This is a genomic window from Qingshengfaniella alkalisoli (assembly GCF_007855645.1).
In the GTDB taxonomy this organism is placed as follows: Bacteria; Pseudomonadota; Alphaproteobacteria; order Rhodobacterales; family Rhodobacteraceae; genus Qingshengfaniella; species Qingshengfaniella alkalisoli.
Genome location: NZ_CP042261.1, coordinates 1,182,820 through 1,208,725 on the forward strand (window position 1 = coordinate 1,182,820; position 25,906 = coordinate 1,208,725).

Sequence of the window (25,906 nt, forward strand, 5' to 3'; positions counted from 1 at the left end):
GGCTTCTCTAATCGGCATGGCCGGAAATGAAAAGCGGAAATTACTCGCAGGGCCAAACTACGGACGTGTCGTCAAATGCGGGGTGGCGGATTTCCGTCCCTTCCCCGATTCCATAGCGTCCCGCCGTGCCCCCATTGACTTCCAGAACGGCCAGAATGTCAGGACCGGCTGAGATAGGGCTTTCGTCATGAGGGATGGCATTTTCGTGAACCGAGCGCACAATACCGTCGGGGCCGATGAATATCATATCCAGCGGGATAAGCGTGTTTCGCATCCAGAAAGACACCGGCTGCGGTTCATCATAAACAAAAACCATCCCAGAGCGCGCGCCAAGTGATTCGCGGTGCATCAGTCCTCTTGCCCGCTCCTGAGCGGTATCGGCAAGTTCCACCGTAAAACTCGCTTGCCCCCAAGGGCCACGCAAATCTATGCGTTCAGGACGACACTGAGCATTGGCTATTCCCGAAACCGATACGCAGGCAAGCGCAGTTAGCGAGATCAGCCATTTCATGCGCGGACAAATTCCTGTTCGTGTGCCCCTTCCAATGCCGATTCCCAAGACATGACGACAGCGGCCATGTAACCGCGGCTGCCTTCAATCACGCGAAGGCCAATTGCCTCACCCGGCTGCAGATCGGCAAGGCCAGAGCGGCGGAGTATTTCGATATGGATGAACACATCCTCCGGCTTGCCAAATATATTAGCAAAACCAAAGCCTTTGGCTTTGTCGAACCATTTCACCCGCGCCGGTTCCAAAGGACCCGCCTGCGACATATCCACGGATTCTTCCGCAAATCCAGACAGGGGGCTATCAAGATCGGATAAAGGCGGCTCGATATCGTGCACTTCCACGGCCTGCCGCCCACGCGGCGTGGCCTGCATCAGAATCGTGATACGTGCACCGTCAGCGACAGAGCTTTGACCGAAATTCCGCAAGACGTTGGCGTGCAAAAGGATATCAGGTCCACCACTATCAGCAACCACGAACCCGAACCCTTTCGAGGGGTCAAACCACTTTACGACACCTTCTACGACCGTTGCCTCGTCTTCCGTACTCATCTCGTCCACACGCATTTGAGGGGCGTCCGTCTGCCCAAACCGACGCCTTATATTATTGTTACTTAACTTTACGCTTGCCGCCTCCAGATTAGCAAGCAAGGTTAAGAAAATAGCGGCAAAAATCCGCCGCTTTGGCCATCAACGAAAATTGATTTCAATGTAAACGAAATCTTAAGGGTTGAGCCGGTCGATCGTCCATGCAGCTGAAACCGTCGAGCGACTCCAGCGGAAGCGATCGTGCAACCGAAAATCGCCGTTACTCCAAAATTCGAACTGGATGGGCCTAAGGCGGTAACCGCCCCAATGCGCGGGACGGTCGGGATGATCCCCCTTTTCCGCCTCGATCCGGCCCAGCCGGTCTTCCAAGGTTTTGCGATCAGGCAGGGGTTCAGACTGCCGCGAAGCCCAGGCGCCCAAGCGGCTGCCCAGCGGCCGGGAATGGTAGTAGCGGTCCGACGCTGCGGCGGAGACCTTTTCCACCGCCCCGCGCACACGGATTTGACGTCCCAGCGATTTCCAGTGAAACAGCAACGCCGCGCGAGGATTCGCGGCCAGTTCCTGACCCTTGGCGCTATCGTAGTTGGTGAAGAATACCAGATCCTCGCCCTCGATATCCTTCAGCAAAACGATTCGAGCGTCCGGAAGCCCGTCCTTATCCACCGTGGCCAGCGTCATCGCGTTGGGATCAGATGGCTCTGTCGCGCTCGCCTCTCCCAGCCAGCGTGACAGTATTTCGCACGGGTCGGTGCCTTCGAAAATGCCTGAACGGTCTGTCACGTCTGTCTCCGGAATCGGTCTGAATGGTGCTTGCAAAGTGTTGCCGAAGCCCAACGTCTAGTGCAAGTCGCCGTTATCCCACCCCACAATCTTGATGAGCGCCTCCGGATCGCCTAAACGATTTCCATTCGATAGGTGGCAGGAGAAGAGCATGTCGACCAAGCTGATGCAGGGCAAACGCGGGCTTATCATGGGGCTCGCCAACGATAAATCCATCGCCTGGGGCATTGCGAAAGCCTGCGCCGAACAAGGGGCGGAGCTGGCATTCTCCTATCAGGGCGATGCGTTGAAGAAGCGGGTTGGCCCATTGGCCGAACAACTCGGATCAAACGAGTTGATCGAATGTGATGTTTCCAGCGAAGAGTCTATCGACGCGCTGTTCGCGTATCTGGAAAAGATCTGGGGCAAGTTGGATTTCGTGGTCCACGCCATTGGTTTTTCCGACAAGAGCGAGTTGCGCGGGCGCTATGTGGACACCAGTCGCGCGAATTTCCAGATGTCTATGGATATCTCGGTCTACTCGTTTACCGCCGTGGTCCAGCGCGCCGAGAAGATGATGAATGAAGGCGGCTCCTGCCTGACACTGACCTACTACGGCGCAGAAAAGGTGATGCCGCACTACAATGTCATGGGGGTAGCAAAGGCTGCACTCGAAGCCTCCGTGCGCTATCTGGCCGAAGATCTTGGCAAAGATGGTATCCGCGTGAACGCGATTTCTGCCGGCACTATCAAGACGCTTGCGGCCTCCGGTATCGGCGATTTCCGCTACATCATGAAATGGAACGAATACAACGCCCCCTTGCGCCGGACCGTCACGCAGGACGAGGTAGGCAAATCCGCGCTGTATCTTCTGTCTGACCTTAGCTCAGCCGTCACGGGCGAGATCCTGCATGTCGATTCGGGATATCACGTCGTTGGCATGAAAGCCGTTGACGCCCCCGATATTTCAAAGGGCTGATCGAATGCCGCTATTCGAATTCTTCTCGGTCGCGTTACTGAGCCTGATGGCCGCGATCAGCCCTGGCCCGGCCGTGCTGATGTCCGCCAAAACTGGCTTGACCGAAGGTTTCCGGACGGGGGCTAGCCTCGCTTGCGGCATTGGCACCGGTGCCGTGATCTGGGCTATGGCCGCGCTGTTCGGACTGGCCATGGTGTTCGAGGTCGCGCCTGCCCTGCTTACGGCCCTGAAAATCCTTGGCGCGGGCTATCTGATGTGGATGGCATACGGCATGTGGCGCCACGCGTCTGAACCAATGCTCATGGACACGGATATACGCCCGCCGCGCAGCGCGGCATCCGCCTTTCGGCTGGGTCTGTTCACGCAGCTTGCCAACCCCAAGCCAGCCGTGATGTTCAGCGCGATTTTCATCGGGGCGGTTGATCCGGGCACACCTTGGCCCGTCTTCGCCGCGCTTCTGGCCGTCGTTTTCCTGAACGAATTCGGATGGAACACCTTCGTCGCCCGCCTGTTCTCACTGGAACGCACGCGGCGCGGCTATGTCAGCCTCAAAACATTGATCGACCGGTGCTTCGGCGGCATGCTTGCCCTGCTCGGCATCAAGATCGCAGCTAGCTAGGGACACGCCATGACCGACCGTCTTCCCCACGAAAAAGGCTTCCACATCAGTTGGGACCAGATCCATCGCGACAGCCGCGCGCTTGCGTGGCGTCTGGACGGGCATGGGCCTGCCGAGGACGGAAGCTGGAAGGCCGTCGTCGCCATCACGCGCGGCGGCATGGCGCCTGCGATGATCGTCAGCCGCGAGTTGGACATTCGTACCGTCGATACGATTTCCGTGAAGTCCTATGACCATCAGGATCAGTCCGAAGCGGTCGTGCTGAAATCACCGGACAAGGAACTGATGGGCGACGGCGAAGGCATCCTGATCGTCGATGACCTTGTGGATACCGGCAAGACACTGGCCTTGGTGCGAAAGATGTTCCCCAAGGCGCATCTGGCGACGGTATACGCCAAACCCCAAGGGCGCGAGCAGGTCCAGACCTACATTACCGAGGTCAGTCAGGACACCTGGATCTTCTTCCCGTGGGACATGGCACTGCAATATGTCCGCCCCTATCGAGGGACGGAATGACCGCCCCCTATTCCGCGACGATCAGGAACACCTTTGCGCCGCCTGTGATGGAAGCACGGCGCTGGCTGGCACAAGCCACGCTGCCCGAAGACAAGCCGCTTCTCAACGTCTCGCAAGCTGCTCCGGTTGATCCACCGCCGGAACCACTGCGGCAGGCGATGTCGCAGGCAATTCTGGAACACCCCCAGGCACATCTTTACGGTCCCGTTCTCGGCAATCTCGACTTACGCGAAGCATTGGCAGCCAAGAACAGCACGGTTTATGGCGGTGATATCCGGACGGAGCAGATCGCGATCACCGCAGGTTGTAACGAGGCCTTCGCAGCCACGATTTCGAGCATCGCTCAGGCGGGTGACGAGATCATCCTGCCCTGCCCTTGGTATTTCAACCACAAGATGTGGCTGGACATGCAAGGGATCACCGCGCGCCCGCTCGCTACGGACGACACGCTGCTACCCGACCCCAGACACGCGACGGCGTTGATCGGCCCAAAGACCCGTGCGATCGTGCTGGTCACCCCCAACAATCCCGGCGGCGCAGAATACCCGGCAGCCCTCCTGCGCGACTTCCTGGACCTGGCGCGTGCGCATGGGCTGGCCTTGCTGATTGACGAGACTTACCGCGATTTTCACAGCGTCGATGGCGCACCGCATGATCTGTTCACCGACCCCGATTGGCACGATACGCTGATCCAGCTTTATTCCTTTTCCAAGGCTTACCGCCTGACCGGCCACCGCGTCGGCGCCATTGTCGCCTCACAAGAACGGCTGGCCGAGGTCGAGAAGTTCCTCGACACGGTCACGATCAGCCCGCCGCAGACCGGCCAGATCGGTGCGCTTTACGGGCTCAGGGCACTTGATGACTGGCTGGCGGGCGAGCGACAAGAAATCCTGTCACGCCGCCAACGCATTCTCGACCGGATGACCGGGCTGAACGGCTGGCACCTGCACGGCTGCGGCGCCTATTTCGCCTATGTCCGGCATCCTTTCGACATGCCGTCGCCCGAGTTGGCGCGCCGCCTTGTGAGTGACGCGGGCATTCTGCTGCTACCCGGCACGATGTTCATGCCGGACAGCCACGCGGACGCGAACAAACAGCTACGGATCGCCTTCGCGAATGTCGACGCAGGCGGTATCGACAGACTGTTTGACCGCCTGTCTGCACTGGACTATCGCTGGCGCTGAACGCAGCTAATCCCAACCAAGGTTGCCGCCTTCCCGCAAAGTGACTACACCTGCGGGAGTTTGCGAAGAGGAACGCGGAAGTATGGCAAGTCAGGGCAAGAAAAAAGCCTCCAATATCATCGTATGGATCATTCTGGCGCTGCTGATCGTGGGCCTCATGGGCTTCGGCGCAGGTAATTTCGGTGGCACGGTTCGTACAGCCGCATCCGTGGGCGACACCGAGGTTGAAGTCACCACCTATAGCCGAGCGCTGCAACAACGTCTCCAGACGCTGCAAACCCAGACAGGCCAGTCCCTGACCCTTGCCGAGGCGCAGCAGATGGGTATCGACGGCGCCGTGCTGACCGGGCTTCTCAACAGTGCCGCTTTGGATGAAGCCGCACGCAAGGCCGGTCTGTCTGTTGGTGACGACAACGTCGCCGAACAGATCCAGCAGATCTCGTCCTTTCAGGGTGTGGACGGAAGTTTCGACCGCGAAGCCTACAACTTCGCGCTGCAACGCAACGGCATGTCAGCGGGGGATTTCGAAGACACGATCCGCGCCGATCTGACCCGTGGTCTTTTGCAAAGCGCGCTTGTTTCCGGGGCACTGCCATCCCCGGTCTATGCCAACACGATCTTCGATTTCATTGCTGAGCAGCGCGACTTTACCTATGCCGAAATCGACCGCGCCGATTTGGATGAGGCTCCAACTCAACCGACGGCCGACGAAGTCCGCGCCTTTTACGACGCGAATGCCGAGCAGTTCACCTTGCCCGAGCGCCGCAAGCTGACCTATGCGTGGCTGACACCTGACATGCTCATCGACGAGGTGGAATTGGACGAAACCGCCCTGCGTGAACTCTACGATTCTCGTATCGACGAATTCCAACGCCCCGAAACGGTCATCGCTGAACGCCTGGTGTTCGCAGATGACGAAGCGGCAGCAGCAGCCAAGGCGCAGCTTGACGCAGGAGAAACGACGTTCGATGCGCTGGTTGAAGACCGCGGGCTGACACTGACCGATGTCGATCTGGACGAAATCACACGCGATGATCTGAACACCGAAGCCGCCGATGCTGTTTTTGCACTGGGTGAGCCCGGCATTGTGGGCCCCACCCCGACCGACCTTGGCCCCGCGATATTCCGCGTGAATGCCGTTCTGGCCGCGCAAACAACCGAGTTCGAAGACGCCCTCCCTGAGCTCCGCGACGAATTGGCGATGCAGCGCGCGCGCCGGATCATCGAAGCGGACGTCGAAACCACCGACGACATGCTCGCAGGCGGAGCGACGCTGGAAGATCTGGCCAAGGAAACCGACATGGTTCTTGGCACGGTCGAATGGACCGGCAATGAACATGAAGGACTGGCCGCCTATCCCGAATTCGCGGCGATCGCTGACACGCTTACGCAGGATGATTTCCCGGAGATCCGGCAGCTTGAAGATGGCGGTATCTATGCCGTGCGCCTGGACGAGATCGTTCCCCCGACGCTTCAATCTTTTGAAGCTGTCGAGGCCGATGCCCGCGATGCGGCTACGCAGCAGAAACTAATTGATGCGCTGACGGCGAAAGCCGACGAAGTGACCGCGCAGCTCGGGGAGGGGCAGACCTTCGAGGAGCTTGGCTTTGATCCGGTTGCAAAGGTCGATCTGACCCGTCGCGGCTTCATTGAAGAAGTGCCCGAAGAACTTCTGTCCCGGCTTTTCGAAATCGACGCCGGCGATCTGGTGACTGTCTCGGGCGAAGACTCGGTGTTCGTCGCCCGTCTGGACAGTGTCCGCACCCCGGCCGCCAACGATCCCGGTCGGGAGATGATGAACCAGCAACTCCAGGGGCAAGTCGCTCAGGCCGTCGCCCAGGACATTCTGGTCCAATTCTCGCGCGCGATCCAGCAAAGCGAAGGCATCACCGTCAACCAGAACGCGCTTAACGCCGTTCACGCGCAAATGCAGTAATCATGACGCCTGACTTTTCCGAGTTCGCCCAAGGATACGAGGCGGGAAAGAACCAACTGGTCTATGCCCGCCTGGCCGCCGATCTGGACACACCCGTTTCGCTTATGTTGAAACTGGCCGATGCCCGCCCCGACAGCTTCATGCTGGAATCGGTGACGGGCGGCGAGGTGCGCGGACGGTATTCCATTATCGGCATGAAGCCTGATCTGATCTGGCGGTGTCGCGGCACGACGGCCGAGCTGAATCGCATGGCACGATTCGACCCCGACAGTTTTCAGGTCGAAGACAAACCCCCGCTCGACAGCCTCCGGGCATTGATTGCCGAGAGTCGCATCGACATGCCCGAGGACCTGCCCGCGATGTCGGCAGGGCTTTTCGGCTATCTCGGCTATGACATGATCCGGCTGGTCGAGCATCTGCCAAACGTCAATCCAGACGCTCTGGGCCTGCCTGACGCTGTGTTGATCCGCCCGTCGGTCGTCGCCGTGCTGGACGGGGTGAAGGGTGAAGTAACGGTCGTCGCGCCCGCATGGGTCGAAAGCGGACAGTCGGCCAAAGCCGCCTATGCGCAAGCCGCAGAACGGGTCATGGACGCGATCCGCGATCTGGAACGTCAGGCCGCGGGCGAAAGCCGCTCTCTTGGGCAAGAGGTGCAAGACGCGTCCGAGCCCGTCTCCAACTTCACGAAGCAGGGCTATCTGGACGCTGTAGAAAAGGCGAAGGAATACATCCGCGCGGGAGACATCTTCCAGGTCGTGCCAGCGCAGCGCTGGACGCAGGACTTCAAGCTCCCGCCCTTCTCGCTGTATCGATCGCTCAGGCGCACCAACCCATCGCCCTTCATGTTCTACTTCAATTTCGGCGGCTTTCAGGTCATCGGCGCCAGCCCGGAAATTCTCGTGCGGGTCTTTGGCAAGCAGGTTACCGTTCGCCCGATCGCCGGCACCCGTCCGCGCGGCGAAACCCCTGAAGAAGACCGCGCGTTGGAGGCTGATCTGCTGGCCGACAAGAAAGAGTTGGCCGAACACCTGATGCTTCTCGATCTGGGTCGCAACGATGCCGGGCGCGTGTCAAAGATCGGCTCCGTGCGCCCGACAGAGGAATTCATCGTCGAGCGTTACAGCCATGTGATGCATATGGTCTCCAATGTCGTGGGTGAGCTGTCCGACGATCACGACGCGCTGTCGGCCCTGCTTGCAGGCATGCCCGCGGGTACCGTGTCAGGTGCGCCCAAGGTGCGTGCGATGGAAATCATCGACGAGTTGGAGCCGGAAAAGCGCGGCGTCTATGCAGGTGGTGTGGGCTATTTTGCAGCCAATGGCGATATGGATATGTGTATCGCGTTGCGCACCGCCGTTCTGAAAGATGAAAAGCTTTACATTCAGGCCGGTGGCGGCGTCGTCTATGACAGCGATCCCGAAGCCGAGTTTCAAGAAACAGTCAACAAATCCAAAGCGATACGACGCGCAGCGGAAGAAGCGGGGCGTTTCAACGGCGGGAACAGCTAGGCTATTCCCGCGCCGCAACCAGCTGGGCAATCTCCACGCCGTCGGTGCGGGCCAGCCAGTCGCTGATCTCAGCCCGCACAAGCATGCTGTCGCGGACAAGAACAATCGCCTGCCCGTCCCGTTCGGCGCGGGCAACCGCGCTGGACAGGGTGTTCGCGATACCCTGCGCAGTCTCGATTACGCGGTAAGGCAGAAATACCTCGATCCCCTGCCGCTCCAGCATGACACGTTCGACCCCGGCGGACGGAGACGCCAGCATCACCCGCCGAGCATCGGGTTCCGAAAAACCGGGGTTTGGCAGAAACTCAGCAAGCTGCTCGGAACTGCGCGGATCGAGAACAAGGCTGTCTTCGACGATGGCCGTGGCCCAGCCGGGCGTGTCTCGACCGGCCAATGGCTGAAGGAGCACGAAGATCAGTCTCGGGCCGTCAGCCGCGCCGATATCCGGCAAGTCTCCATGCGGCACATCCGGCAACGGTCGTGATGCGACATCATGGAGTTGCGCGAGGTCTGCCATCTCGACAACACTGTCCGTCGTGGCTGAGACAACTTCCAACCCGGACATCTGCATTGCCGGAGCTTGCTCCACTTCAGACAACTTTGCGACTTCCGGTGCTGGGATCAGCGAAGCCGGCAACTCCGGATCGAATACTGGCAGGTCGTACGTCCCCGTCGCTTCCAACCGCAGCAATGCCGGCGCAGATCCGACTGGATCTTCCGCGCGCAGCCCGGCGACAGGCACCATTCCCCTTGGGCCAAGGGGCATCCCATCAATATGCGTAAGATCATCATTGGCCATTTTCCAGGCTGGCGCGTCGGGAACTGCCTGGGCCAAGGGTACGTCGGCCGTGGGAACAGACGCAGCGTTCAACGGAAAAGGCAGCTGCACATCGATGCCCGGGCGCGGCCCACCTAGCCGAATCTCATTTTGATGGACCGTCGGAATCAGCGGCGTGCGCCCTCCGAAAGGGGCTGCCATCTGGCGCGGGGCGGTTGGTAAAGGCGCAGGTGCTGTCTGCGCTGGCGGGTCGGCCGGGGGCGGCGTGTCAGCCTCGACGCCGATTTCGTCAGACGCAACTTCCATCTCGGGCACGTCCAGTTGCAGGGCAGCAACCACCAGCAGCGCACCACCCACGACGACGCCCCAGAATAGCCCTGCAACCAGCCCTTTCGTCATGCCACTGCCCTTTGCTTCGGCGCGGTTATCTTGTTATCGCTGCCGCCACAGTCGGTCGTAACGGCTTCGACGCCCCTTGACCACCCATTGCCGAACTGAACAAGTGTCTGCATAGTTGCGAAGGCTTTCCGCCATCCAAGAAGAAGAACCGGACTCATGCTGCTACTTATAGATAACTACGACAGTTTCACCTATAATCTGGTGCATTATCTGGGCGAGTTGGGTGCCGATGTCCGGGTCTGGCGTAACGACGCGATAACGGCGGATCAGGCCCTTGAGCTGACCCCTTCGGCGATCCTACTGTCGCCCGGCCCTTGCACGCCGGATCAGGCGGGTATCTGCCTGGAACTGACCGAAGCGGCGGCCCAGGCCAAGATCCCCCTGATGGGCGTTTGCCTTGGCCACCAGACCATCGGTCAGGCGTTCGGTGGAAAGGTCGTGCGGTGCCATGAAATCGTGCATGGCAAGATGGGAGAGATCCACCACAAGGACGCCGGCATCTTTCGTGATCTGCCTTCACCCTTCAAGGCTACCCGCTATCATTCCCTGGTCGTGGAGCGCGAAAGCCTGCCCGACTGCCTGGAAGTCACTGCCTGGCTCGACGACGGCACCATCATGGGGCTGAGGCACAAGGAACTGCCGATCGAGGGCGTCCAGTTCCACCCGGAAAGCATCGCCTCCGAGCACGGTCACCAGATGCTCGCCAACTTCCTCGGCAAGAACGCGGCAGTAGCGGCATGAGCGACGATCTGAAACCGCTGATCGCTGCTGCGGCCCAACGACCTTTGACCAGCGACGAGGCCCGCCGGGCCTTCGACATTCTGTTCGAGGGCAACGCCACGCCAAGCCAGATGGGCGGTTTCCTGATGGCACTGCGGACCCGCGGCGAAACGGTAGAGGAATACGCCGCCGCCGCTGCCGCGATGCGCGAACGCTGCATTCCCGTGAAGGCACCTGATCGCGCAATGGATATCGTGGGAACCGGCGGTGACGGGGTGGGCACGCTGAACATCTCCACCGCCACCGCTTTCGTTGTAGCGGGGGCTGGTGTCGCGGTCGCCAAACACGGCAATCGCAATCTCAGTTCAAAGTCCGGCGCGGCCGACGCACTCGGCAAACTGGGTATCGAGGTGATGAACGGCGCGGATGTCGTCGAAAACGCGCTGGCCGAGAACGGCATCGCCTTTTTAATGGCCCCAATGCACCACCCCGCCATGCGGCATGTCATGCCCACGCGATCGGAACTTGGCACGCGGACAATTTTCAACATCCTCGGGCCGCTTACGAACCCTGCCGGCGTCAAATACCAACTGACAGGCGCATTTTCGCGCGACATCATCCGACCAATGGCCGAGACGTTGCAACGACTTGGATCGCATGGTGCCTGGCTTGTGCATGGCAGTGACGGTATCGATGAGATGACGATTACCGGCACGACATGGGTGGCCGCGCTGAAGAATGGCGAAGTCACCGAATTCGAAATTCACCCTGAAGATGCAAAACTGCCCGTCCACCCTCTGGAGGCGATCCTTGGTGGTGAACCGGCCGAAAACGCCCGCGCTTTGGCTGCCCTGCTGGATGGGGCGCAAAGCGCCTATCGCGATGCGGTCTGCCTGAATGCCGCTGCCGCTCTGGTTGTGGTCGGCGAGGCATCGGATTTGCCCGAAGGCGTGGCCATGGCCCGTGAAAGCATCGACAGCGGCGCAGCGAAACACAAAGTGGAAGGGCTGGCCAAGGCCAGCAAGGCAAACGCATGAGCGAAACCATTCTGGACAAGATCAAAGCCTACAAGCTGGAAGAGGTCGCCGCCCGGAAGGCCGAAACCCCCCTTGACACGGTGGAACAACGCGCCAAGGCCGCAGAACCCACGCGCGGTTTTGCAGATGCACTTCTGGAAGCATCCCGAACCGGCTACGGCCTGATCGCGGAGATCAAGAAGGCAAGCCCGTCAAAAGGGCTGATCCGACCAGATTTCGACCCGCCTGCCTTGGCGAAGGCCTATGAGGATGGCGGCGCGGCATGCCTGTCGGTGCTGACCGATACGCCCTCCTTTCAGGGGGACGACACCTATCTGACGCAAGCGCGGCAAGCCACGTCTCTGCCGGCCCTGCGCAAGGATTTCCTGTATGATCCCTATCAGGTGATCGAGGCACGCGGGCTCGGGGCGGATTGCATCCTGATCATCATGGCCAGCGTCAGCGATGCGCAAGCGGCGGAACTGGAAGCCACCGCGTTTGAATGGGACATGGATGTGCTGGTCGAGGTCCACAACCAGGACGAGCTCGAACGCGCCAACCAACTGAAATCACGCTTGTTGGGCATCAACAACCGCGATCTGCATTCCTTCGAGACATCGCTGGACACCACTCGCAAGCTGGCCCGGATCGTCCCCGAGGACCGCATCATCGTGGCGGAATCAGGCATATCCACCCGTGAAGATCTGGCCGACCTCGCACGTTACGGGGTGCGTTCCTTCCTGATCGGCGAGAGCCTGATGCGGCAGGATGATGTCGCCAGTGCCACGCGTCGGCTGCTGAGCCAGCCGCTGACCTCCGGCATGCACTGATGGCTGGCCTGACCCATTTCGACGATGCGGGCCATGCGCATATGGTCGATGTGTCCCAAAAGGACATTACAGCGCGTGTGGCCGTTGCGTCAGGTGCCGTCAGGATGCTGCCGGAAACACTTGCCCTGGTTCGCGAAGGTCGGGTCGAGAAGGGCGATCCACTGGCCGTGGCAAGGCTGGCGGGCATAATGGGCGCAAAACGCACCTCCGATCTGATCCCCTTGTGTCATCCCTTGCCCATCACCAAGGTTGCCGTGGATTTGCGCGAGGATGAAGCCCTGCCCGGCATCCGCATTCAAGCCACCGTCAAGACGACTGGTCAGACTGGCGTGGAAATGGAGGCCCTGACCGCCGTATCCACCGCGGCACTAACGCTTTACGACATGCTGAAGGCTGCCGAAAAGAGCATGGAAATCACTGATATCCACCTTGACATGAAAGAAGGCGGCAAGTCAGGCCGATACGAGGTCAAGGGGTGATATCTGTCCCCGAGGCATTGGGGCGGATTTTCGCATTACTGACGCCTGTTGGAACGGAAAACATTCCCTTACGGCAAGCCAACGGGCGCGTGCTGGCAGTAGATGCAATCGCGCCGCGCGACCAACCGCCCTTCCCTGCTTCCGCGATGGACGGCTACGCGATCCGGCATGATGACGCGGAACTCGGGAAAGAACTCACCGTTATCGGCACCTCGGCAGCCGGTGCCGCCTTCGCAGGGCCTATCGGCAACGGGAAAGCCGTTCGCATTTTCACCGGTGCGCCCGTACCTGTCGGCGCAGATCGGATCGTTATCCAGGAGCACACGACGCGCGACGCAGACCGGATCAAGATCAGCGACCTGTCTGAGCAAGACTTTATCCGTGCGCGTGCCTCTGATTTTGCGGAGGGCTTCCGCTTGGGCGCACCACGTCGCTTGGGGGCCACTGAACTCACCCTTCTCGCGTCGATGAACCAGCCTGAAATCGAGGTATATCGCCGCCCCAAAGTAGCGATCATCTCTACCGGCGACGAACTTGTCATGCCTGGCGACGATGTGCGGGCTGACCAGATTTTTGCTTCGAACGCTTTTGGGCTGGCCGCGCTGGTCGAGAACATGGGCGGCATCGCGCAAATACTGCCAATTGCGCGTGATAATCTGTCAGCCTTGCGCGGCGCATTCGATCTCGCCGCGAACTCGGACTTGATTGTCACCAGCGGTGGCGCCTCGGTCGGCGACCACGATCTTCTAGGGAACGCTGCTGAAGAGCTTGGTTTGACGCGTTATTTCTACAAGGTCGCGATGCGTCCGGGCAAGCCGCTGATGGCTGGTATGTTCAATGGAATACCCTTGATTGGGCTTCCCGGAAATCCAGTATCATCAATAGTATGCGGCACAATCTTTGTGTGCCCAGCCTTGCGCTACCTGCAAGGCCTTCCAGCTGCGCCGATACAGCGTATAACCGCGACACTCGGCCGGGATCTGCCGCATAATGGTCCGCGAGAACATTACATGCGTGCGATGTTCGAAAGCGGTTCGGTTACCGTCTATGACCACCAGGACAGTTCTCTTCAGACAATCCTCAGTGGCGCGAACTGTTTGCTGATCCGCCCGCCCAACGCTGCGCCTGCCCAGGCCGGTCAAGAAGTGGAAATCATTCAAATATGACAGAATGAATTGACACAAATCAGGAACGCACCTAGAACATTATGCAAACATGTTCGCGCGAGGGCCCTGTCGTATGCTGACCAAGAAGCAACTTGATCTGCTCGACCTTATCAATCGTAAAGTTCAGAAAGACGGCGTGCCTCCGTCTTTCGATGAAATGAAAGAGGCGCTGGATCTGCGATCCAAATCCGGCATTCATAGGTTGATCACCGCTTTGGAAGAACGTGGGTTCATTCGCCGCCTCGCACACAAAGCCCGCGCAATCGAAATTGTGAAGCTGCCCGAAGCGCTGGAGGGCCGTTCCAATGGCTTCACGCCGCGGGTGATCGAAGGTGACAAACCCGCGGTCCCCGCAGCTGCTGCGCAGAACGGAAACCAAGTGCCTCTTCTGGGGCGCATCGCAGCCGGTTTGCCGATTGAAGCAATAAATGACGGTGCCGACAGTGTAAGTGTCCCTCCGAACATGCTTCGCAATGCCGGCGCACATTATGCGCTGGAAGTGAAAGGTGACTCTATGATCGAGGCGGGCATCAATGACGGAGATGTGGTTGTCATCCGCGAAGGGTCGTCTGCAGAGAACGGCGAAATCGTTGTCGCTGTGGTAGAAGGCTATGAAGCCACGCTGAAGCGTTATCGCAAACGCGGCAGTACGATTGCACTGGAACCCGCGAATGCGTCCTATGAAACCCGGATGTTCCGTGAGGATCAGGTTGAAGTGCAGGGGAAGCTTGTCGGCTTGATCCGGACCTACTGATTGCTCGCACTGACCTGACCGATCTGCTCGAAAACCCCGTAAACAACTTCAAGGGCAGCGAGGGCGTCTTCTGGCGGGGCAGATAGAGGGCCCGGATAGACACCCAAGCGGAGCTTCTTTGAGTTCCATAACCGTTCACCGGATGCGATGCGGCTAGAACGTATTATCCAGCCCGGCCCGTCTTTTGTGACCGAGAGCGCCCCTGTCGCGTTAAAGCTGTCCGGCGCAAGAAGCTGCGGACAATCCAATTGTCGATCCGGAACGTCAGCCGAGATGGTCAGACCTTCAGGACATTCAACCAGTCCCCGCGCTTTTCCTGGTGTCAGAACAGTTACGTGAATATCCCCAAGAAATAGCCGGCCCTTGGGCTTTGCCCGCGCCGATGCCTCACGCTGACCGGCCGCGTCCCCATCATTTTCCAACCATTCTGACGCCGCAAACCCATCGCCTCTCGGTTTGCTCAGCACGCGTCCTTCGTTGCCGGCAAGCCCCACGAGTCCACCGCTCGGGCTGATCAACATGTCGGGTCTTTGAGAACCGAGCCAAAGACTCGCAGCAACCGACAACATGATCGCGCCGACCAATCGCAGCCAGCCCATCGAGATCACAACACCCACCGCACCCAAACCGATCAAGGGCAGCACATTCGCCGGTGGGGCCACAATCTTCCTGACCCCGCCCGACCAATCTGCCACCCAGGACGCGCTGAAAAATATCCAGTCGATACCCAGCCCCATGATCGCGAAAGGCCATCTTTCCAATCCTAGCGGTGCAAGCAGGAACGCAAGCAGGCCCGCAGGCATAACAATGGTGCCCATCACCGGAACCGCCAGCAGGTTCGCCAACAGCCCATACCTTGCCATCTGATTGAAATGCGCCGCCGCAATAGGAGCTGTCGCAAGCCCTGCGATCACGGAGGTAACCACCAGGGTCAATACGGGCCACAGCCATTTGGGCACATGAGAACGGTCGATTTTTTTCATACCGGAGAAGGCCCAGATCAGCGCCGTTGTCGCAGCAAACGACATCTGAAACCCCGGACTCAAAAGCGTCTCCGGAAACAACACCAGAACGATGATCGCGGCCAATGCAACCGCGCGCAACGTGATTGCCTTACGGTCCAGAAGTACGGCGGCGAGCATCACCGAAACCATGATGAACGCCCTTTGCGTCGCGATGCTGCCACCAGACAGAAGCAGGTAGAGGGACGCGCAGAAGAAGGCGCCGACCGCCGCACATTTCTTCGCGTTCACCCGTAACGCCAATGGCGGCAGGATCGCGATCGCCGTGCGCAATGCCGCGAACACCACGCTCGTCAGAAGCCCCATATGCAGCCCTGAAATTGCCAGAAGATGCGCGAGATTGGTTGCGCGCATGGTTTCCGTGCTTTTCTGGTCCAACGAAGATCGGTCCCCCGTGAGGACTGCCGCGGCGAATGCTCCCGTCTGTCCCGACAAGTGGCTTTGCACCCATGCGGACAACGCCGTTCGCACTCCGAATACCCTGATCCGCCAACTTATTTCCGCCGGAACGATCCGGACGACCGGGTTGCGGCTGTAGCCCACTGCACCCAATCTGTCGAACCACGCGTGACGCTGAAAATCGAACCCACCCGGCTCCACCGGGCCTTCAGGAGCCGACAGATGCCCGGTCGTCGCCACGCGCCAACCCGGCTGGAGGACACCAACGGGAACGAACCCATGCAACGACACCCGCACCTTGTCAGGGATGCGCGAGATGGGCGTGTTTTCAAGATACACTTGGTCCAAGGTGATCCGCAGTTTGTCACTGCCTGATCGGTCGATCTCGATCAGGCGCCCCTCTATCGGGCCGAAATAGCGAAACCCAAGAACCGGACCTGCAACCTGATGGGCACGCGCGCCCGTCAAAGCGACCCCGACCAACACCAGCGCCAACGCGTAAAGCAGAGGCCCTGTCGTTTCATCGGCATAACGAGCGCCAAGCACCAACGCAGCCGCTGTCAGCGCGAGAAAAGTCAGAACCGCCGGCGCAAGTTCATTCGGCAGTCGGAAATAAAGCCCGATCCCGGTCGCAAGAAAAACCGGCACCCACAACAGAAGCCGCCCCCGCTGAAGAGCGATGGTCCGAACAGGGCTGATCGATTGCAGCAATTGAAGCTCCGGGTGATCTTGCCACCAAGTCTTCATCAATCATGGTTTCCGATTTCTTAACGGAAGCCACTTGCGGGGCCGGAATCGCACGGCGCGACCCTTTACGGACCAAGGGCCGCAGTCTAATCATTGCGCGAAATTCCAAGGAGCCAGAAATGACCGATCAACAGGTTGTCACCCGTTTTGCCCCATCTCCCACCGGATACCTGCATATCGGCGGGGCACGGACGGCGCTGTTCAACTGGCTCTATGCGCGTGGGCGCGGCGGCAAGTTTCTGTTACGGATCGAAGACACCGACCGGGCCCGGTCGACCCCTGAAGCGACCCAAGCCATTCTGGACGGCATGTCATGGCTGCGCCTTGATCATGACGGCGACGTGATCAGCCAGTTTGAACGTGCGAACCGACATGCGGAGGTCGCGCACCAGATGCTGGATGCGGGCCACGCCTACAAGTGTTTCTCGACACAGGAAGAAATCGCCGCCTTCCGCGAACAAGCCCGTGCAGAAGGCCGTTCCACCCTGTTCCAGTCACCTTGGCGCGATGCCGACCCGTCGACCTTCCCTGACGCCCCATACGTCATTCGCCTTAAGGCCCCTCGCGACGGCGAAACGGTGATCGAAGATCAGGTTCAGGGCGCTGTTACCTGGAAAAACGACCAGCTGGACGACATGATCTGCCTGCGCTCGGACGGCACGCCGACCTACATGCTCGCCGTCGTCGTCGACGATCACGATATGGGCGTCACCCATGTGATACGCGGCGACGATCATCTGGCCAATGCCGCCCGCCAGATTCTTGTTTACAACGCGATGGGATGGGATGTACCGGTTTTCGCTCATATCCCACTGATCCATGGCCCCGACGGCAAGAAACTGTCCAAGCGGCACGGCGCTCTTGGCGTCGAGGAATACCGCGCGATGGGCTATCCGGTTGAAGGGATGCGCAACTATCTGACCCGACTCGGTTGGAGCCACGGCGATGACGAGGTGTTCACCACGGAGCAGGCCTTGGAATGGTTCGGATTCGACGGAATTGGCAAGTCTCCGGCCCGTTTTGACTTCAAAAAACTGGAAAATATCTGTGGTCAGCATATCGCCATGACGGATGATGCTGCACTGCTTGCAGAGATCGAAGACTTTCTGTCCGCAACTGGTCAGCCGAAGCTAACCGGCGGGCAACAAGAGGGGCTTTCGCGGGCCATGTACTGCCTGAAGGATCGCGCGAAAACAATTCCACAACTTATTGAAAAAGCATATTTTGTGCTTGCAGATCGCCCACTTGAACTGGATGAGAAATCATCGAAGGCTATCGACGATGTATCCTGCAGTATACTGATAGAATTGACGCCGCAGCTGCAAAATGCTAGCTGGGAGCGCGAAACGCTGGAGGCTGTCGTCGCTGATGTGGCAGAGCGGAACGGAACAAAGCTTGGCAAGGTCGCGCAACCATTGCGTGCAGCGCTTGCCGGTCGCGCCGTTTCACCCAGTGTCTTTGATATGATGCTTGTCATTGGTCGGGATGAAACCATCGCCCGCCTGACGGATGCGACCAGCTGAGGCCGGCATGCGCTGGCCCGGCTTTACGATTACCCTCGAACCGTGTGCGCTCGTCGTACCGGTCGGCAACGGAGGACCTGATGCCTGACACATCTCAATCCACACGCACTGCCACGCTGTCTTTTGACGACAAGACACTGGACCTGCCGATCTATTCCCCGACGCTGGGACCGGACGTAATCGATGTAAGCAAGCTCTACGCCCAAGGCGGCGTGTTCACCTATGACCCGGGCTTCACATCGACCGCATCGTGCGATTCGACGATCACCTTCATTGACGGCGGTCAGGGGCAGTTGCTGCACCGCGGCTATCCGATCGACCAGCTTGCCGAGAAATCCCACTATCTCGAAGTCTGCTATCTTCTGCTTTACGGCGAACTTCCGACCGGCGCGGAACTGGAAGATTTCGAAAGCCGAGTCACCAAACACACCATGGTGCATGAACAGATGCACCGCTTCTTCACCGGCTTCCGCCGTGATGCTCATCCGATGGCCATCATGACCGGTGTTGTAGGTGCGATGTCGGCCTTCTACCACGACTCCACCGACATCACGGACCCGTGGCAGCGCGAAGTCGCGGCGATCCGTATGGTCGCCAAGCTGCCGACGATCGCGGCAATGGCCTATAAATACTCCGTCGGTCAGCCCTTCGTCTATCCGCGCAACGATCTGGATTACTCCGCGAACTTCTTGCGTATGTGCTTTGCGGTTCCCGCCGAGGAATTTGAGGTCAACCCGATCCTCAGCCGCGCGATGGACCGGATCTTCATCCTGCATGCCGACCACGAACAGAACGCATCGACCTCAACCGTGCGCCTGGCTGGCTCATCGGGTGCAAACCCGTTCGCCTGTATTGCGGCCGGGATTGCCTGCCTGTGGGGGCCAGCCCATGGCGGCGCAAACCAGGCTTGTCTGGAAATGCTGCGTGAAATCGGCAGCGTGGACCGTATCCCGGAATACATCGCGCGCGCGAAGGACAAGAACGATCCGTTCCGCCTGATGGGTTTCGGTCACCGCGTCTACAAGAACTTCGACCCGCGCGCGAAGGTGATGAAGCAGTCGGCCGACGAAGTTCTGGAACTACTGGGTGTCGAAAACAACCCCACATTGCAAGTTGCCAAGGAACTGGAGAAGCAGGCGCTGGACGATGATTACTTCGTCAGCAAGAAGCTGTTCCCGAATGTCGATTTCTATTCTGGCATTATCCTGGAGGCGATGGGCTTCCCGACCTCGATGTTCACCCCGATCTTCGCGCTATCGCGCACTGTCGGTTGGATTTCCCAGTGGAAGGAAATGATCGGCGATCCGAACCAGAAAATCGGCCGTCCGCGTCAGCTCTATATGGGGGCTACCGAACGCGACTATGTTGATGTCGAAAACCGCTAGCAAGGCGATGTAGCAACGCACGAAGCCGCCCTTACCATGGGCGGCTTTTCTGTCGCATGGTCCGGGGAATTCGACTCGCCGCCTTTGGCGACATGTGATTTTATTCGCGGGCGCCCTGACCACGGCCAAGAAAGGATGCCATGAAAAGCTTTGTCCCCGGCCCCGACACTCAAAAGGCGTTTCGCGAGGCGTTGGGACAGTTCGCTACCGGCGTTACGGTCGTGACGACAAACAGCCCGGATGGACCGATCGGCATCACGGCAAACAGCTTTGCGAGCGTATCGCTCAACCCGCCACTGGTTCTGTGGTCACCAGCCAAGGCGTCGGCGCGCTATGACGTGTTCGCAATGGCGGAAAGGTTCGCGATTCACATCATGGCCTCGGACCAACTGGATATCGTCCGGGGCTTTGCCCGCAATCCCGATTTCTTCGACGGGTTATCATGGAACCCCGATGAGGCTGGCGTGCCGCTGATTGACGACTGCTTGGCACGTTTCGACTGTGCCAAGGAAAGCCAGATGGATGGCGGCGATCATCTGGTCATTCTGGGCCGGGTCCTTCAGGCATCACACCGCACCGGTGCGCCGCTTCTGTTCGCACGAGGTCAGTTTGGACAATTCAATCTGTTGGACGGCTAGGAGTTCTCACGCGGGAGAACCATCGCGATCATCGCCATGGCGCACCCCACCAACGCCAGGATTTGCGAGGGCCCCAGCGTCGCAAGTTCGGCAGGAGCAAACTGCACAGCGGCCATGACAACGGCAGAAAGAAGTACCGGACCGTAGATCGTCACTGCCCCGCCCAGATGGACCACACACAGCACCGCCGCAGCAACGATTGCCAGTTTTGTCGTATCAATATCCACCGGATACCCCCAGAGCGCCCAGATCAAGCCAGCAGTCGAGGTCAGCGCCGCCCCCAGCAAATGTGCGGCGAGCGCGACGGAATCAGACTGCCTCGGGCGGCACAACATGGCGAGGCCGACCAGACTTCCCGCGACGACGACCGGCAATTGCTCATCTGTCATGCCTTCAGGCAAAACAAAGAACTCCGATATATCGCGGGCAGTATTCTGCGGCAGCGCGATCAAGCAGAATAATGCAAGGGCCGACGCCGACAGAAGCGTGAAGGCCGCATTTCCAACGCCCCGTGTCAACGCCCAGACGGCAAAGGCTATAACGATACTCAGCCCTATCGGAGCAACCACACCCCAAACCGTCCCTGCCGCGACCTGATCGGGTGCGATCATTCCGACCGAGGACCCTATCACAAGGTAGATCACGTGCGCCGGGTCGATACGTTGTCTGTTGGTCGCAAGATCATACCCGGCCACCAATAGCACGGCGCAGGATATCTGTAGCGCGGACTGGACGTTCAACAGATCCGGCCGGAAGATTGGCATCACCACGACCAACACAACGACGGCGACAGCCATCAAGCGTCTAATCAGGTGGATAGGCGAAGGGGGTCGAGTCATACCGATACCTTCCCGTTTGCCGCGCCCAGCCCGACAGCGCCAACGAGCAGCGCGGAGCAGGCAATCAGACCACCATCAACACGCAGCAATTCGCCAAAGCAGAACACGGCCCCGAACAGTAAGGACGTCAGTGCGCAAAGTAACATCGACCGCATCCCGCAACTGATGAACGTCATGCCCCCGAGGATTGCCACAATTGACAGGCCAGCATGCGGCGCCGTGCTTGGTGTCGCATGTAGCAGCGCACCCGCAAGCGCCGCCAGAACACATGACAGGACGAAACCGGCAAGCGCGAAGCGGCCAAGGCGCAGGCCAAACATTCGGGCCAGTTCGGGGTTGCTCTGCGATGCGCGCATCGTCAGGCGTGGCAAGCGCCAATTTCTGAACAGAAGGAACCCGGCACCGAGCAATGCAGCCGCCGCATAAGGCGACCATCGCGGTAAAATAAAAGCCTGTTCAAAGTCGAGATCATCCAGCCCCACAGTGGCGATGATCGTAACTGCCAGCAGCGCAAGAGTTCCGCGTCTGACATCTGGTTGTAGCGGATGCACGAACAGGGCGAACACAGCGATACCAATCAGCCCGACGGCCAATAGAAGGATCGCCGTGAACGCAACCGGATGGATCAAGTCCCTCGGCAGGTGCGCGAGCAACACGTCCGGCGCGGTGGCCCCAAGAAGCATAAAGGCCGGAAAAGTCAGATTCACGAGATCAGAGAGCCCGTAGAAGATGATCAATCCGGCAGCTAGCAGAAAGACGAGCGACGCAACGGTGATCGCATCAAGCATGCTGCTGCGCCAGATATTGGCGGGCCACAGGCTCCATGCACCGCCGAGCGTTGCAGTCAGTAGTATAATAATCAGGATCGCGCTGCCAGTTCTGCCGCTCATCAGTGGATCGGCCCCTCTCGCGCGCGAGTTTTCGCATCAAGGAGGATATTCTCCGCGTCGAGCTTCATTGCAAGCTCAGCAGTGTTTTCGGTTATCAGCAAAGACGTCGATCCGCCCCAATGATCCGCAATCAGAGCAGACATTTCGGGTCTCGTTTCGACGGGCAGATTGGACAGTGGATCATCGAGCACAACCAGCTCCGGTTCCCGAAGGGTCGCGATTGCGATGGCCAGCAGCAAACGCTCGAAAGGAGGAAGTCCTGAAGCGGCACCGTCAAACCCGCCAAGTCGGTTGAACGCGGTGCCCTCCGGCAAGACCCCGTTGCGCCCGCGCCCGGCCGACAGCCGCGCCAATCGCAGGTTTTCATCGACCGTCAGATCGTCAAATACACCACCACCGCGCGGGATATAGGCGAACCAACGGCGGATCGTGGTGAAGCGCGCCCGCGCCCGCAGCTGTGTACCGTCCCACAAGACGCGTCCGGCGGCAGGCTGTTCCAACCCCATTACACAGCGCAGAATGTCACGACCTAGCCCGTCCGTGTCTCCGAGCAGGGCTGTGCAGTCATTTCGTCCCACTGTAAATGAAAGCGCCTGGTGGCCGGCGATCTGCAGCTCCTCCACCCGCATGCGCGCGATTGTCCTGCGCCGTTTCGGCGCCGTCCGGTCTTCCAGCGGGCGTATACCGGGGCCTTTCACCGCCTCGCGAATCTTTTCGGGAGAGATGTTCGGTGCGACCGGAGAACCAGCCGAACGCTCTTTCGCGCGACGCAATGCCAGCGCCAGACGTTCCTGTCCGCTGCTATCCATGCACACCTCCGTCGAACTGAAGGAACATGAAACCAGCCAGAAAGCCCTGCGAATGGCCCGTCCGATCAAACATCAATACCACCGCTCAAAATACTCTGAACCGCCTGCCACGGCCCAGCTAACAGCCGATTCAATAAGAAATTATTCTTACCTTAGGTTAGCCAGAGCGGTCCGACAAGGGACAGGCGGATCAAGCTGGTTGGCCGCAGGCATTTCAAGGACGCCCGCGACCCAATCACATCAGTCAGCGATATTGACGACGACATTGACGGAGGCAGTGATCCCAACCTCTCCGGCGGCGATGGGCATGCCACCATCTGCCATCGAAGCCGCACGCATCATCATCTCGGGACGTGGAGACGATTGCGGGTCGGAAATCGACTGGATATCGCCGAGTGTCACGTCCGCAGCCTCGGCATACAGCGCGGCCTTATCCAGCGCATCCTGAACTGCCGCGCGACGGGCCTCGTCAAGCAAAGCCGCGTCGTTCTGCATCCCAAAGGAAAGGCTATCGAGACGGTTTGCGCCATCCTCCGTTACTGCACTGTCCAGAAGCGTGCCAAGGGTGGACAGGTCGCGCACGCGCACAGCGAGTACAGATTGCGCCTCGAAGCCCTGCTCAATCAGATTGCCCTCATTGTCGCGATCACGCAGCGGCATCAGGTTCAGCGTATCGCTTTGCATATCCCGCGCTTCGACCCCGCTGGCTTCAAGCCGCGCAATCAAGGCGGCGGACGCCTCTCGCATCTGCGTCATCGCAGCGGCGGCACTGTCGTTTCGCGCCACAACGCCGATGCGTATAGTTGCCATATCAGGGGCAGCAGTGGCTTCGCCCTGCCCTGACACCATGATCTGGCGTGTGTCTGCCTGCGCCACGGAGAACGCGGAAACGAGCGCGGCGGCCAAGGCTACGGTTTTGAGCGACATATCAAGTTCCTTTTTGGCATTGATCCTAACTAAGCAAGATAGGGTGTCTATTCCCGCCGTGGAAACCTGATATAGTGAACGTATTAAACACGTTGATGTGAGTTCCGCACTGCCATGACCGGGTCCTTTGCTCTCCACTTTACCGAATCCGCCATCATCCTGGCGAAATATGTCGGGGCGGAATGGCAGGAATGCGGTCATGTAGACACCGGATCAACGCAACTGGCCAAGGACGTAAAACAGCTATGCGCTGACGGCGGAGCAACAAACATCGTGGCCGTTCTGCCCGCAGAGCAAATCCGAATAGAGACGTTTCCAATCACTCCCGCGCTTGCGGTCGCTGATCCGTCTGACGCGCTGTGCAGTCTGATCGAGGATCGGATCAAGCTGCCTCGGACCGAGTTCTGCTTCGATTGGCTTATGACCAGTGAAAGCATGGCCGTCGCAATCGTCGCGCGCAAGACAATGCGGGAAGCCGCCGTTTTCGTCACGGCCTGCGGATTGAAGCTGGCAGGCATGGCCGGGCCCGCCGGATTGCCAAAACTGGCCTCACCGCCATGGTTCGGCGATCTGGATACGATCCTTGACAGCGCGACCGCAGCAAACGTCGCCCCGATACCTCCGGTCACGCCCATTGCGCCCAAGCGTGCCCCACCACCGGCTGCGGCAGCCAAACGGGCCATTTCATCACCTGCGCCCCCCGATATCAACATCGCGCGGGAACACGCCCGTTTCGCGGCCCGTCTGCAACCATTTGAAGGTAATCCCGACCACTTCGAAGATAGCGACGCCTCTGCTCCTGTCGCCGATGTAGAACGGCGGTCCTTGGGGGCACTTATCGGAAGGCTTCGGCCCAACCCGCCAAAACGAACCGCGACTGGAAAGGCGAAACTCGTTCTGACCCTGGCGGCGGTTCTGACGCTGGTTCTGGGGACAGTCGTTCTGCTGCCACGCTCGGAACCGGCGACACAACACACCGAAGCCCCGGTCGCAGAAATCATGTCTGGCAGCGTGCCGGAAGCCACGCCTGAACCGGACGTCGAAGACCCCGCCACGGACGTTACACCGGTGCCGCGGTTCGCGGATGCGGATCTCATCTTTTCGCCTGACAGCGCCATGCGTCACTCTCCCGTCGCTGCGGATCTGGATGGTTTGGAACAGCCCGGTCTCGACCCGGAGCTGGGCGCGGATGCGGTGGCGCTGCAAGACGCGACAGGCTTGACGCGGCCGGAAATGGCACTGCGGCTGTCAGCGGTCCCCGAGGCGGGTGAAGCGAGCGGTGAAGACATCGTCATTGCCGACGATGCCGGGGCCGATCCCGAACCCGACCCGCTTCTGGAGGCGATGCGCAAGGCACGTCCACCGCAGCGCCCCGACGATCTGGCCGAGCGGTTCGAGCGCTACCAGTTCGGTGGACGGACCTTTGCAGAACTCGCGCGTTTACGCCCAACCCAGCGCCCTGACGAGATCGAAGACGCCGCCGCCAGAATCGCCGAAGCACAGGCATTGATCGCCGAGGCAACGGAGCTCGCCGCTGATCAGACGCCCCGGCCCAAGCTTCGCCCGGATGGTGTGATCGAGCGCGCCGTCGCAGCTCGCGTTGCGGCGAAAATGGAAGGACGCGAAGATCTGGCCGAAGTCGCAACAGCCGCGTCGACCGCCGCCGTTGCACCGGCGCGCCCGCAACCACAACCGCAACAACCGGCACCACAGGCGCAGCCGCAGCAAACCGTGTTGACCACGCGCGGCGCTGGCCCTGACAAGATTATCCTCTCTGATATCAATCTGCTTGGGACATTTGGTAAATCCGGATCGCAACGCGCCTTGGTGCGGCTGTCCAGCGGTCGGGTGATGAATGTCTCGGTCGGTGATCGTTTGGACGGCGGGCGGGTTGCTGCCATCCGCACCGGTGAACTGACCTACACCAAGGGCAACCGGAACTATCTTCTGCGCATGCCTCAGGGCTAGGCGCTCACATTCGCGTCACCTTTGAAACAGTCGCAACCGACGCATTCACACTGCCGTCGA

The 25,906-nt window shown here is 59.7% G+C and carries 25 protein-coding genes; 16 read left to right on the top strand and 9 right to left on the bottom strand.

Annotated features, from left to right (window positions below):
* Positions 1 to 40 precede the first annotated feature (40 nt).
* The 3 genes from FPZ52_RS06030 to pdxH form a co-directional block, all read right to left on the bottom strand.
* A complete protein-coding gene (locus FPZ52_RS06030; protein WP_146364615.1) occupies positions 41 to 511 on the bottom strand; it encodes a DUF192 domain-containing protein in 471 nt (156 codons plus the stop codon).
* Positions 508 to 1,074 (bottom strand): cold-shock protein, encoded by a 567-nt coding sequence (locus FPZ52_RS06035; protein WP_240804292.1) that lies wholly within the window; start codon positions 1,072 to 1,074, stop codon positions 508 to 510. The genes FPZ52_RS06030 and FPZ52_RS06035 overlap by 4 nt, the downstream gene beginning before the upstream one ends.
* Before the next feature lie 156 nt (positions 1,075 to 1,230).
* Positions 1,231 to 1,836, bottom strand: coding sequence for a pyridoxamine 5'-phosphate oxidase (gene pdxH / locus FPZ52_RS06040; protein ID WP_146364616.1), 606 nt, complete (start codon positions 1,834 to 1,836; stop codon positions 1,231 to 1,233).
* A 151-nt stretch (positions 1,837 to 1,987) separates the two neighbouring features.
* Between pdxH and fabI the strand changes: the two genes are divergently transcribed.
* From fabI to trpE, 6 genes are all read left to right on the top strand, one after another.
* Positions 1,988 to 2,794: an enoyl-ACP reductase FabI gene (gene fabI / locus FPZ52_RS06045; RefSeq protein ID WP_146364617.1), complete on the top strand. Its 807-nt coding sequence runs from the start codon at positions 1,988 to 1,990 to the stop codon at positions 2,792 to 2,794.
* 4 nt (positions 2,795 to 2,798) lie between these two features.
* Positions 2,799 to 3,413 (top strand): LysE family translocator, encoded by a 615-nt coding sequence (locus tag FPZ52_RS06050; RefSeq protein WP_146364618.1) that lies wholly within the window; start codon positions 2,799 to 2,801, stop codon positions 3,411 to 3,413.
* Between the two features lie 9 nt (positions 3,414 to 3,422).
* Positions 3,423 to 3,929, top strand: coding sequence for a xanthine phosphoribosyltransferase (gene gpt / locus FPZ52_RS06055; RefSeq protein ID WP_146364619.1), 507 nt, complete (start codon positions 3,423 to 3,425; stop codon positions 3,927 to 3,929).
* Entirely contained in the window at positions 3,926 to 5,113 is a 1,188-nt protein-coding gene (locus FPZ52_RS06060; RefSeq protein ID WP_146364620.1) for an aminotransferase, read from the top strand. Before gpt ends, FPZ52_RS06060 begins: the two co-directional genes overlap by 4 nt.
* Positions 5,114 to 5,195: 82 nt before the next feature.
* Entirely contained in the window at positions 5,196 to 7,049 is a 1,854-nt protein-coding gene (locus FPZ52_RS06065) for a peptidylprolyl isomerase (protein WP_146364621.1), read from the top strand.
* Between the two features lie 2 nt (positions 7,050 to 7,051).
* Positions 7,052 to 8,557, top strand: coding sequence for an anthranilate synthase component I (trpE, locus tag FPZ52_RS06070; protein ID WP_146364622.1), 1,506 nt, complete (start codon positions 7,052 to 7,054; stop codon positions 8,555 to 8,557).
* Between the two features lies 1 nt (position 8,558).
* Here trpE and FPZ52_RS06075 read toward each other — a convergent pair whose 3' ends face one another.
* A complete protein-coding gene (locus tag FPZ52_RS06075; protein WP_146364623.1) occupies positions 8,559 to 9,734 on the bottom strand; it encodes a hypothetical protein in 1,176 nt (391 codons plus the stop codon).
* A gap of 156 nt (positions 9,735 to 9,890) precedes the next feature.
* Here FPZ52_RS06075 and FPZ52_RS06080 point away from each other — a divergent pair, with 156 nt between their 5' ends.
* From FPZ52_RS06080 to lexA, 6 genes are all read left to right on the top strand, one after another.
* Positions 9,891 to 10,475 carry an anthranilate synthase component II gene (locus FPZ52_RS06080; protein WP_146364624.1) on the top strand — a complete coding sequence of 195 codons (585 nt, stop codon included), beginning with the start codon at positions 9,891 to 9,893 and terminating at the stop codon, positions 10,473 to 10,475.
* Positions 10,472 to 11,491 (top strand): anthranilate phosphoribosyltransferase, encoded by a 1,020-nt coding sequence (gene trpD, locus FPZ52_RS06085; protein ID WP_146364625.1) that lies wholly within the window; start codon positions 10,472 to 10,474, stop codon positions 11,489 to 11,491. Before FPZ52_RS06080 ends, trpD begins: the two co-directional genes overlap by 4 nt.
* On the top strand, positions 11,488 to 12,300 hold the full coding sequence (gene trpC, locus FPZ52_RS06090) for an indole-3-glycerol phosphate synthase TrpC (protein WP_146364626.1): 813 nt from the start codon (positions 11,488 to 11,490) through the stop codon (positions 12,298 to 12,300). Before trpD ends, trpC begins: the two co-directional genes overlap by 4 nt.
* Entirely contained in the window at positions 12,300 to 12,779 is a 480-nt protein-coding gene (gene moaC, locus FPZ52_RS06095; RefSeq protein WP_146364627.1) for a cyclic pyranopterin monophosphate synthase MoaC, read from the top strand. The genes trpC and moaC overlap by 1 nt, the downstream gene beginning before the upstream one ends.
* Positions 12,776 to 13,945 carry a molybdopterin molybdotransferase MoeA gene (locus FPZ52_RS06100; RefSeq protein WP_146364628.1) on the top strand — a complete coding sequence of 390 codons (1,170 nt, stop codon included), beginning with the start codon at positions 12,776 to 12,778 and terminating at the stop codon, positions 13,943 to 13,945. The genes moaC and FPZ52_RS06100 overlap by 4 nt, the downstream gene beginning before the upstream one ends.
* A 73-nt stretch (positions 13,946 to 14,018) precedes the next feature.
* Positions 14,019 to 14,699 carry a transcriptional repressor LexA gene (gene lexA / locus FPZ52_RS06105; protein WP_146364629.1) on the top strand — a complete coding sequence of 227 codons (681 nt, stop codon included), beginning with the start codon at positions 14,019 to 14,021 and terminating at the stop codon, positions 14,697 to 14,699.
* Here lexA and FPZ52_RS06110 read toward each other — a convergent pair.
* Positions 14,693 to 16,867, bottom strand: a complete 2,175-nt coding sequence (locus FPZ52_RS06110; RefSeq protein ID WP_146364630.1) for a ComEC/Rec2 family competence protein — start codon at positions 16,865 to 16,867, stop codon at positions 14,693 to 14,695. The two genes, lexA and FPZ52_RS06110, sit on opposite strands and share 7 nt — an antisense overlap.
* A 119-nt stretch (positions 16,868 to 16,986) precedes the next feature.
* On the opposite strand from FPZ52_RS06110, the gene gltX reads away from it, so the two are divergent.
* The 3 genes from gltX (at position 16,987) to FPZ52_RS06125 (ending at position 20,413) form a co-directional block, all read left to right on the top strand.
* On the top strand, positions 16,987 to 18,390 hold the full coding sequence (gene gltX, locus FPZ52_RS06115) for a glutamate--tRNA ligase (protein ID WP_146364631.1): 1,404 nt from the start codon (positions 16,987 to 16,989) through the stop codon (positions 18,388 to 18,390).
* Between the two features lie 80 nt (positions 18,391 to 18,470).
* A complete protein-coding gene (gene gltA, locus FPZ52_RS06120; RefSeq protein WP_146364632.1) occupies positions 18,471 to 19,775 on the top strand; it encodes a citrate synthase in 1,305 nt (434 codons plus the stop codon).
* A 140-nt stretch (positions 19,776 to 19,915) separates the two neighbouring features.
* A complete protein-coding gene (locus FPZ52_RS06125; protein WP_146364633.1) occupies positions 19,916 to 20,413 on the top strand; it encodes a flavin reductase family protein in 498 nt (165 codons plus the stop codon).
* Here FPZ52_RS06125 and FPZ52_RS06130 read toward each other — a convergent pair.
* The 4 genes from FPZ52_RS06130 to FPZ52_RS06145 form a co-directional block, all read right to left on the bottom strand.
* Complete coding sequence (locus FPZ52_RS06130) at positions 20,410 to 21,210, bottom strand: hypothetical protein (RefSeq protein ID WP_146364634.1); 801 nt, start codon at positions 21,208 to 21,210, stop codon at positions 20,410 to 20,412. The two genes, FPZ52_RS06125 and FPZ52_RS06130, sit on opposite strands and share 4 nt — an antisense overlap.
* A 38-nt stretch (positions 21,211 to 21,248) precedes the next feature.
* Positions 21,249 to 22,142, bottom strand: coding sequence for an ABC transporter permease subunit (locus FPZ52_RS06135; protein ID WP_146364635.1), 894 nt, complete (start codon positions 22,140 to 22,142; stop codon positions 21,249 to 21,251).
* A complete protein-coding gene (locus FPZ52_RS06140; protein ID WP_146364636.1) occupies positions 22,142 to 22,951 on the bottom strand; it encodes an ATP-binding cassette domain-containing protein in 810 nt (269 codons plus the stop codon). Before FPZ52_RS06140 ends, FPZ52_RS06135 begins: the two co-directional genes overlap by 1 nt.
* 240 nt (positions 22,952 to 23,191) lie before the next feature.
* Positions 23,192 to 23,878: an SIMPL domain-containing protein gene (locus FPZ52_RS06145; protein WP_168201270.1), complete on the bottom strand. Its 687-nt coding sequence runs from the start codon at positions 23,876 to 23,878 to the stop codon at positions 23,192 to 23,194.
* Between the two features lie 114 nt (positions 23,879 to 23,992).
* Here FPZ52_RS06145 and FPZ52_RS06150 point away from each other — a divergent pair, with 114 nt between their 5' ends.
* Positions 23,993 to 25,846: a hypothetical protein gene (locus FPZ52_RS06150; RefSeq protein ID WP_168201271.1), complete on the top strand. Its 1,854-nt coding sequence runs from the start codon at positions 23,993 to 23,995 to the stop codon at positions 25,844 to 25,846.
* Positions 25,847 to 25,906 lie beyond the last annotated feature (60 nt).

What these genes read in the sequence shown, in the direction of transcription:
- FPZ52_RS06030 (WP_146364615.1), bottom strand. Translation starts at nt 511, where the DNA reads ATGAAATGGCTGATCTCGCTAACTGCGCTTGCCTGCGTATCGGTTTCG.
- FPZ52_RS06035 (WP_240804292.1), bottom strand. Translation starts at nt 1,074, where the DNA reads ATGCGTGTGGACGAGATGAGTACGGAAGACGAGGCAACGGTCGTAGAA.
- fabI (WP_146364617.1), top strand. Translation starts at nt 1,988, where the DNA reads ATGTCGACCAAGCTGATGCAGGGCAAACGCGGGCTTATCATGGGGCTC.
- FPZ52_RS06050 (WP_146364618.1), top strand. Translation starts at nt 2,799, where the DNA reads ATGCCGCTATTCGAATTCTTCTCGGTCGCGTTACTGAGCCTGATGGCC.
- gpt (WP_146364619.1), top strand. Translation starts at nt 3,423, where the DNA reads ATGACCGACCGTCTTCCCCACGAAAAAGGCTTCCACATCAGTTGGGAC.
- FPZ52_RS06060 (WP_146364620.1), top strand. Translation starts at nt 3,926, where the DNA reads ATGACCGCCCCCTATTCCGCGACGATCAGGAACACCTTTGCGCCGCCT.
- FPZ52_RS06065 (WP_146364621.1), top strand. Translation starts at nt 5,196, where the DNA reads ATGGCAAGTCAGGGCAAGAAAAAAGCCTCCAATATCATCGTATGGATC.
- trpE (WP_146364622.1), top strand. Translation starts at nt 7,052, where the DNA reads ATGACGCCTGACTTTTCCGAGTTCGCCCAAGGATACGAGGCGGGAAAG.
- FPZ52_RS06075 (WP_146364623.1), bottom strand. Translation starts at nt 9,734, where the DNA reads ATGACGAAAGGGCTGGTTGCAGGGCTATTCTGGGGCGTCGTCGTGGGT.
- FPZ52_RS06080 (WP_146364624.1), top strand. Translation starts at nt 9,891, where the DNA reads ATGCTGCTACTTATAGATAACTACGACAGTTTCACCTATAATCTGGTG.
- trpD (WP_146364625.1), top strand. Translation starts at nt 10,472, where the DNA reads ATGAGCGACGATCTGAAACCGCTGATCGCTGCTGCGGCCCAACGACCT.
- trpC (WP_146364626.1), top strand. Translation starts at nt 11,488, where the DNA reads ATGAGCGAAACCATTCTGGACAAGATCAAAGCCTACAAGCTGGAAGAG.
- moaC (WP_146364627.1), top strand. Translation starts at nt 12,300, where the DNA reads ATGGCTGGCCTGACCCATTTCGACGATGCGGGCCATGCGCATATGGTC.
- lexA (WP_146364629.1), top strand. Translation starts at nt 14,019, where the DNA reads ATGCTGACCAAGAAGCAACTTGATCTGCTCGACCTTATCAATCGTAAA.
- FPZ52_RS06110 (WP_146364630.1), bottom strand. Translation starts at nt 16,867, where the DNA reads ATGAAGACTTGGTGGCAAGATCACCCGGAGCTTCAATTGCTGCAATCG.
- gltX (WP_146364631.1), top strand. Translation starts at nt 16,987, where the DNA reads ATGACCGATCAACAGGTTGTCACCCGTTTTGCCCCATCTCCCACCGGA.
- gltA (WP_146364632.1), top strand. Translation starts at nt 18,471, where the DNA reads ATGCCTGACACATCTCAATCCACACGCACTGCCACGCTGTCTTTTGAC.
- FPZ52_RS06125 (WP_146364633.1), top strand. Translation starts at nt 19,916, where the DNA reads ATGAAAAGCTTTGTCCCCGGCCCCGACACTCAAAAGGCGTTTCGCGAG.
- FPZ52_RS06130 (WP_146364634.1), bottom strand. Translation starts at nt 21,210, where the DNA reads ATGGCTGTCGCCGTCGTTGTGTTGGTCGTGGTGATGCCAATCTTCCGG.
- FPZ52_RS06135 (WP_146364635.1), bottom strand. Translation starts at nt 22,142, where the DNA reads ATGAGCGGCAGAACTGGCAGCGCGATCCTGATTATTATACTACTGACT.
- FPZ52_RS06140 (WP_146364636.1), bottom strand. Translation starts at nt 22,951, where the DNA reads ATGGATAGCAGCGGACAGGAACGTCTGGCGCTGGCATTGCGTCGCGCG.
- FPZ52_RS06145 (WP_168201270.1), bottom strand. Translation starts at nt 23,878, where the DNA reads ATGTCGCTCAAAACCGTAGCCTTGGCCGCCGCGCTCGTTTCCGCGTTC.
- FPZ52_RS06150 (WP_168201271.1), top strand. Translation starts at nt 23,993, where the DNA reads ATGACCGGGTCCTTTGCTCTCCACTTTACCGAATCCGCCATCATCCTG.